Here is a 6924-nt window from a genome sequence, read left to right on the forward strand (position 1 = left end):
TATGGGAACTAATATATGTTTCATCTTTTTACTTTTATTTAGTGTATGTGTTGAATGGAATTTGCTAATAATCACATAATTTACAACTAATTAACCATTACAGCGCATTCCACAAACTTAAAATTTTTGCAAAAATAATCAATTTTTAATTCTATTGTGATATTTCTGTTTTTTAAACTTCAAAAATAATTTGATCTTTTAGAAGATTATTATAGTTTTAGCAGTAACTGAAAATGCAATGCATAAAAAATCAATCAAAAGAAAATGAAAAACACCTTATACATACTAATAGGAATCTTAATGGTTTGTGCAATCTTATATATTATCACATATCTAAAAAAGAATCAAAAGCCTTCAGAAGCTATTGTAAAGACGGAAAAAAACAAGAAACTATAGTAGAAGAACCAACCGTTAATACTGACGATTTGACTTTTTCAGAAAAACTAAATCAAACAAAAAAAGGATATCCATTTAAAGCATGGAGAGAAGCATTTTTTGAATATAAAATGGAGCAATACTCCGAAGAAAATTGCAATGCTGCTAAAGCTATTTTTGACAATTTAATTGTTAAACTTATTGAACTAGGCGAACATGGAAATGAAAAAGACAAAATAGCTCTTTTTGAAAAAGCAGTGAATTCATTAAACAGTTTAGACAATACTGTTGGAAGTTTAATTGAAACTGGCGAAAGAGAAGATTTATGTGAATTAATTGACCAAATAACAATTGCTTCTGGATTGGACCCGCAAAACTATGCAGACGGAGAAGGACTTTCAGATCTTTGGAGAGAATGGTAAACAATTTGAGCATGAAAAAACATAATTTCAAATTTATTTTCCAAAATGCATTCGATACGTTCAAGGTTTTTGAAACGATTCCGTTTGAAATTAGTGGCGTTTTAATTGAAGGACATTCCAAAACGATTTGGCAAACGTTGAATCATTTACTAAAATGGAGAGAATTTCAAATCCAAAAAATCGCAAACATCAATGCTACAATTGATTTTAAGGAATCTGAATCTTGGATCACGGAATCGAAGCCGAATACTAAGAATGAATGGGAATTAAAGATTAACGAATTCCAACATCAAACAGAAGAAATTAAAAACCAAATCGATACGCTTGATACTTCAGATATAAAAATAGACGAAAAACTGAAATTGATTCAAGATTCAAGCACTCATTTAGCTTTTCACTTAGGTGAAATAATACTAATAGCCAGACAGAAAAATAAATATCCTAAACCGAGTGAAATGAATCAATTTTTGGCGGAATAAAATTACGCATCATATAACTCATAAAACCGTTGTAACTTAACTAAAGAAAATGAACCTATTTGAAACGGAAAGATTACGAATTAAAAGCCTAGAAAAGACAGACAAAGTACATTTTGCTGAACTATTTACAGATCCAAAAGTTTTGGAATTAATTCCTCAAAAAGCATTCACAGAACAGCAAATAACAGATAGATTCAATAATAATCTAAATATAGCATTAAGCGATATAAAAACACAAAAATGTGCTTTTGGAATCTTCAAAAAAGACAATCCTGAGTTAATTGGACTTGCTCTATTTTTAAAAAATGAAGACAATAAAGAAGAATTAGGATATCGCTTTCGGGTAAATGCTTGGGGAAATGGCTACGGAACAGAAACAACAAAAGGAATGTTGAACTTTTATTTCAACACATTACATACAGAAAAAGTTACCGCAGACGTTAATGTTGCAAATATTGCTTCCGTAAAGATTTTGGAGAAGTTCATGAAATGTGTAAAAGAGTTCTTTAACGAACGAGACAACTGCACAGACAGAAGGTACGAATTAGAAAAAAATAACTGGTTGCAACAAAATCAATAAAACGTAGGTAATATGGAAACAGATTTTTGCTTCAGATGTGGTACTAACTTAGTCTTTTTAGAAAGTACTGATAAATTCCACTCTAGTGAATGCAAAAAATGTGGTCAAGGATACGCCAAAGAAAAAGGGAAATCATTAATTGACAGTCGAGGAAATAGTTCTTTTGCGGTCTCACTTTATTCGATAATTTTTGACAAAGAAAAAATAACTACCAAACAAATTAAAAAAACAGCTGCTGCATATATTGATGAACATGACAACAGGTGGCTAAAGGTTTTCATTGAAGATATCGAAAAAGAAATAGAAACTCCAAAACTAAACTTGTTAACACTATTACCTTTACATGGAACCGAAGAAATCGCTAGAGACTGGTTAAATCGTTTAGCAAAAGAAATAAAAACACGCATGAACTTACAAATTCGAAAAGCAACTTCCCAAGACATTGATGCTTTACTCAACATCACAAAAGCCTGTGCAAAATTCATGATTGATAAAGGAATTTTTCAATGGAATGAAAACTATCCAAATCGGGAAGCATTTGAACATGATGTCACTCGAAACGAACTCTACGTGTTACTAGAAACTGGTAAAATTGTAGGTTGTATTGTCATTTCTACCTTGATGGATGAAGAATATAAAACTGTAAATTGGCATACGCCAGATGGAACAAATATATACATTCACCGATTGGCAATTCACCCAAAAACACAAGGAAAAGGCTATGCACAATTTTTGATGGAATTTGCAGAAAACTATGCTATAGAAAAAAAGTATCGCTCTATACGATTAGATACCTTTAGTAAGAACGCTAGAAACCAAAAGTTTTACGAACTTCGCGGCTATAAAAAACTGGAAGATATATACTTTCCAAAACAAAGCGTATATCCATTTCACTGTTACGAACGAATTCTTTGAAAACAAAAGTCACTACATCACAAGTTAACAAACTCGCTATTCCTGCGTTAATTGCCGGAGTTGCCGAACCGTTATTATCTATTACAGATACCGCCGTTGTTGGAAATGTAGACATAAACGCAACCGAAGCCTTAGCCGCTGTCGGAATTGCAGGCGCATTCATTTCTATGTTGGTGTGGGTTTTTGGACAAACTCGAAGTGCAATCTCTTCGTTAGTTTCACAATACTTAGGCGCAAACAGATTAGAAGAAATAAAAACCTTGCCTGCACAAGCCATAGGAATCATTCTCCTTATTAGCTTTGTGGTTATTGGTATAAGTTATCCTTTTGCAGAGTATATTATGAATTTTTACAATGCAGAAGGTATCATTTTAGACTACAGTAGTGCATACTTCCAAATTCGCATCTTTGGCTTGCCGTTTACATTGCTCACCTTTGCTATTTTTGGTGTATTTAGAGGTTTGCAAAACACCTACATTCCCATGGTAATTGCCATTCTTGGCACACTACTAAACATTGGATTAGATCTTGCTTTTGTGTATGGAATACAAGGATTTATTCCTGCCATGCATGTAGAAGGTGCTGCGTATGCAAGTCTTGTTTCACAAGGATTTATGGCAGTATTATCGGTTATTCTGTTGTTGAAAAAAACACAAATTCCGCTCAAAATCACCTTGCCAATCCATGACGAATTGCCCAAACTTGCTGTAATGATTCTCAACTTAATCATTAGAACCATTGCTTTAAATGTGGCATTGTATTTCGGAATTTCCTTTGCAGCAAAATACGGTGCAGCACACAATGCAGCGTACACAATTTTGCTAAACATTTGGCTTTTTGGGGCGTTTATTATTGATGGATATTCGAGCGCAGGAAACATCTTATCTGGAAAACTATATGGTGAAGAAAACTATGTCGAATTGGTAAAACTCAGTCAACGATTAATACGTTATGCCATTATTGTTGGTGTTGTTATGTTGATTATTGGCGGTATTTTATATTATCCTATCGGGAAAATATTCACAAAAGAAACTGCCGTTTTAAACGAATTCTATGCCGTTTTTTGGCTCGTATTGGCCATGCAACCTATTTGTGCCATTGCTTTTATCTTTGACGGAATGTTTAAAGGGTTAGGAAAAATGGCAATGTTAAGAAACGTATTGCTTGTGTCTACCTTTGCCGTATTTGTTCCTACTATTTTCTTGTTAGATTGGTTCGATTTAAAACTATATGCCGTTTGGATTGCTTTTACCTTTTGGATGATAGCACGTGGGTTTCCGCTTATTTATTTCTTTAGAAAAGAATTTGTTCCGAAAATGAGAAACTAGACTTCTTCTTTTTATGTTAGATGTTGAATGATAAATTTTAAATTATTGCTCACTGTTATGTAATTACTCTTGCCGTTTTTCATAATAAAATGAAGAAAAATTGCATTTCGACTACGCTCAATAGAGCTATCGAGAACTACTTTCATGTTAGGTTCACTTTTGCTTTTAGAATCTTTTTTTTATTTTAAATGTTAAGTGTTGAATTTTAAATTATTGCTCACTCATCTGTGATACTGAATCAAGTTCAGTATGACGTTACTCTTCTATTTTCTCAAACCGTCGGATCGAGTGGTTTTTCGCAATGAAATGAAGAAAAATTATATCGAGATCTTGTTTGAAACATGAATAGATTCCTATCTTAGCAGCTATAGCATTTGAAAAAAGTCCTGATTATTGATTCGGAAAATCTTGGTTCTTTTTTCTGCACAAAATCACAAACCATGAGCACAACACGAAGCAACGGAAGTTTATACACCAATATTCAAAATAATATCGCAACGATAGAATTTGGGCATCCAGCAAGTAATTCTTTTCCTGGCGAATTGTTAGATAGATTGACAAACGAATTGCACAAACTATCCGAAAATGATGCTGTACACGCTATTATTCTCAAAAGTGAAGGCGATCGTGCATTTTGTGCTGGTGCTTCTTTTGATGAATTAATTGCTATTGATAATTTGGAAGCTGGAAAAACGTTTTTTAGTGGTTTTGCGAATGTTATTAATGCGATGCGATCGTGTGGAAAGCTCATTATTGGTCGTGTACAAGGAAAAGCAGTTGGTGGCGGTGTTGGGTTAATTTCTGCTTGTGATTATGCAATGGCAACCGAAGCAGCTTCTATCAAACTTTCTGAATTAACGATCGGAATTGGTCCATTTGTAATTGCACCTGCGGTACAAAATCGAATTGGAAAAGCTGGATTCTCAGAGTTAAGTCTGGCGCCAAGCGAATGGAAAACTGCGTATTGGGCAAAAGAAAAAGGCTTGTTTGCTAGAGTCTTTGAATCGCAACAAGAATTGGACAAAGAACTTGAAATCTTTGCAGCAAAACTCGCTTCGTACAATCCGGATGCATTGGCAGGAATGAAAAAAATATTGTGGGAAGACACAGAAAACTGGGACACACTTCTAGCAGAACGCGCTGAACTTTCTGGAACACTTGTTTTATCTGACTTTACAAAAAAGGCTTTAGCGAAGTTTAAGAAGTAGTTTTTGTCATTCCTGCGTAGGCAGGAATCTCTTAGAATTAGGTTTGTGATGCGAAATCCACGTCATGCTGAGCTTGATTCAGTATCTCATTGTAATTCTTACTAGCTTATCAAACAAGGCATAAAATTTGATGCTTTATTGGAAGCTAACTCTGTTCCCATGAAGAAAATTATTTTAAGTTTTATTGTTTTTGCAACACTATTTTCCTGTTCTAAAAAAGAGCAATATTATGGAATATGGCGTTTAAATGGATTTTCTCTTTCAAATCCGAACTATTTAAAAATAGATGCTGACAGTATTTATTTAAGCGAATTAGGTAATTATTGGACTAGTTATCCTGTAAAAATTAAAAATAACTACATACGTTTTGCTGGACAAACTTATCCAACTTCTATTTTTAAAGATTCCTTAATTTTTAATCACAATCTTTATTGGAAAGACACAATTTATTCACCTTTAGATATAAAATTACCAAATATAAAATCTGAAAGTACCGTTGAAATTGATCCAGATGCGAATATTTATTATATGTCTTATGGTAAAAAACCAAATACTGATGAATATGCATTTTTGCTAAATGATAAATATGGTTCTTTTTCAGATATTAAGCACTTTATGTCTTCTTACAGTTGTGGCGGTGGAGAATATGATCCTCCTCATACATTATTTATATGTGATAAGAATACATCGACAAGAGATTTAGAAAAATTTTTCTTGGAGTTATTTAGAGTAAACACAAGAACTTTATACACTGTGAATTCTACTGATTATAAAACATATACTGATTCTATAAAATCTATTTCCTCTCAACAAAAACAAATTCTTTCTTATATTTTCAATCCAAATTACGATCAAAAAATAAATGGCGATGTTTTTCAACCAACAATGCTAAGAGATTTTTCAATATATCCTACAAAAGATCTACAACCCGAAAAAATAGTCTTTGCTTTTCTAATTCAGAATGAATTTTATTATCAAAAAGAAAATTGTAGTTCTGATGTGTTTTCGGCTAAAATTCAGCAAGCAGTTTCTCAACATAAAACGTTGATTACACTATTTGATTTAAAGTCAGATTATAAACATTATTTAGAGTTTAACGATATTGTTAATAGTAAATATCTAAAAATCTATGATAGCATTACCAAACAAAACTACAACACAACTTACAAGCAATTAGATAAAGAAAAAAAAGTGATTGTTAGAAGATTATATACAAAAAAGGTGATTCAAAACATCTCAATTCCGCATTTTCTTTCTTTTGAAGAAACTCCAATTGAAAATTTTAACTTTCCTTTTAAAAATGTAAAACAACAACTTCCAGAAATTTATTTTGAAGGATTAAAATAATGATTATTAAAACGTAAACGCGAGTTTTTAAACTCGTGCTCACAAACTAACTAAAAAGCCAAAAGTAAGCAGCCAAAGGCTAAAAACAATTTTAGCAAACAACCAATCCAATAAAAAACTATCTTTGCGCATTAATTGAGAATGAAAATGAGCAAAATTCGCATTACAAAGCAATTTAATTTTGAAACCGGTCACGCTTTATACGGTTATGACGGGAAATGTAAAAACGTACACGGACATAGTTATAAACTCTCCGTAACCGTGATTGGA

General features: G+C 32.4%; 8 protein-coding genes. All 8 read left to right on the plus strand.

Annotated features, from left to right (window positions below):
* Nucleotides 1-305: 305 nt before the first annotated feature.
* Complete coding sequence (locus tag AB8B65_RS04675; protein ID WP_405299696.1) at nt 306-797, plus strand: hypothetical protein; 492 nt, start codon at nt 306-308, stop codon at nt 795-797.
* 11 nt (nt 798-808) lie between these two features.
* Nucleotides 809-1276 (plus strand): hypothetical protein, encoded by a 468-nt coding sequence (locus AB8B65_RS04680; protein ID WP_405299697.1) that lies wholly within the window; start codon nt 809-811, stop codon nt 1274-1276.
* Nucleotides 1277-1325: 49 nt separating this feature from the next.
* Nucleotides 1326-1856, plus strand: coding sequence for a GNAT family N-acetyltransferase (locus tag AB8B65_RS04685; protein ID WP_405299698.1), 531 nt, complete (start codon nt 1326-1328; stop codon nt 1854-1856).
* Between the two features lie 405 nt (nt 1857-2261).
* The gene (locus tag AB8B65_RS04690) at nt 2262-2771 is read left to right on the plus strand and encodes a GNAT family N-acetyltransferase (protein WP_405299702.1); all 510 of its coding nucleotides are present in this window, start codon (nt 2262-2264) and stop codon (nt 2769-2771) included.
* Nucleotides 2768-4099 carry an MATE family efflux transporter gene (locus tag AB8B65_RS04695; RefSeq protein WP_405299699.1) on the plus strand — a complete coding sequence of 444 codons (1332 nt, stop codon included), beginning with the start codon at nt 2768-2770 and terminating at the stop codon, nt 4097-4099. Before AB8B65_RS04690 ends, AB8B65_RS04695 begins: the two co-directional genes overlap by 4 nt.
* Nucleotides 4100-4539: 440 nt before the next feature.
* Nucleotides 4540-5307, plus strand: a complete 768-nt coding sequence (locus AB8B65_RS04700) for an enoyl-CoA hydratase/isomerase family protein (protein WP_405299700.1) — start codon at nt 4540-4542, stop codon at nt 5305-5307.
* Between the two features lie 159 nt (nt 5308-5466).
* On the plus strand, nt 5467-6654 hold the full coding sequence (locus AB8B65_RS04705; RefSeq protein ID WP_405299701.1) for a hypothetical protein: 1188 nt from the start codon (nt 5467-5469) through the stop codon (nt 6652-6654).
* A gap of 147 nt (nt 6655-6801) precedes the next feature.
* On the plus strand, nt 6802-6924 hold a 123-nt coding region (locus AB8B65_RS04710; protein ID WP_405299703.1), incomplete at its 3' end, for a 6-pyruvoyl trahydropterin synthase family protein.

The sequence above is a fragment of the Kordia sp. genome, assembly GCF_045105435.1.
Classification (GTDB): domain Bacteria; phylum Bacteroidota; class Bacteroidia; order Flavobacteriales; family Flavobacteriaceae; genus Kordia.

What these genes read in the sequence shown, in the direction of transcription:
- AB8B65_RS04705 (WP_405299701.1), top strand. Translation starts at nt 5,467, where the DNA reads ATGAAGAAAATTATTTTAAGTTTTATTGTTTTTGCAACACTATTTTCC.
- AB8B65_RS04690 (WP_405299702.1), top strand. Translation starts at nt 2,262, where the DNA reads ATGAACTTACAAATTCGAAAAGCAACTTCCCAAGACATTGATGCTTTA.
- AB8B65_RS04700 (WP_405299700.1), top strand. Translation starts at nt 4,540, where the DNA reads ATGAGCACAACACGAAGCAACGGAAGTTTATACACCAATATTCAAAAT.
- AB8B65_RS04680 (WP_405299697.1), top strand. Translation starts at nt 809, where the DNA reads ATGAAAAAACATAATTTCAAATTTATTTTCCAAAATGCATTCGATACG.
- AB8B65_RS04685 (WP_405299698.1), top strand. Translation starts at nt 1,326, where the DNA reads ATGAACCTATTTGAAACGGAAAGATTACGAATTAAAAGCCTAGAAAAG.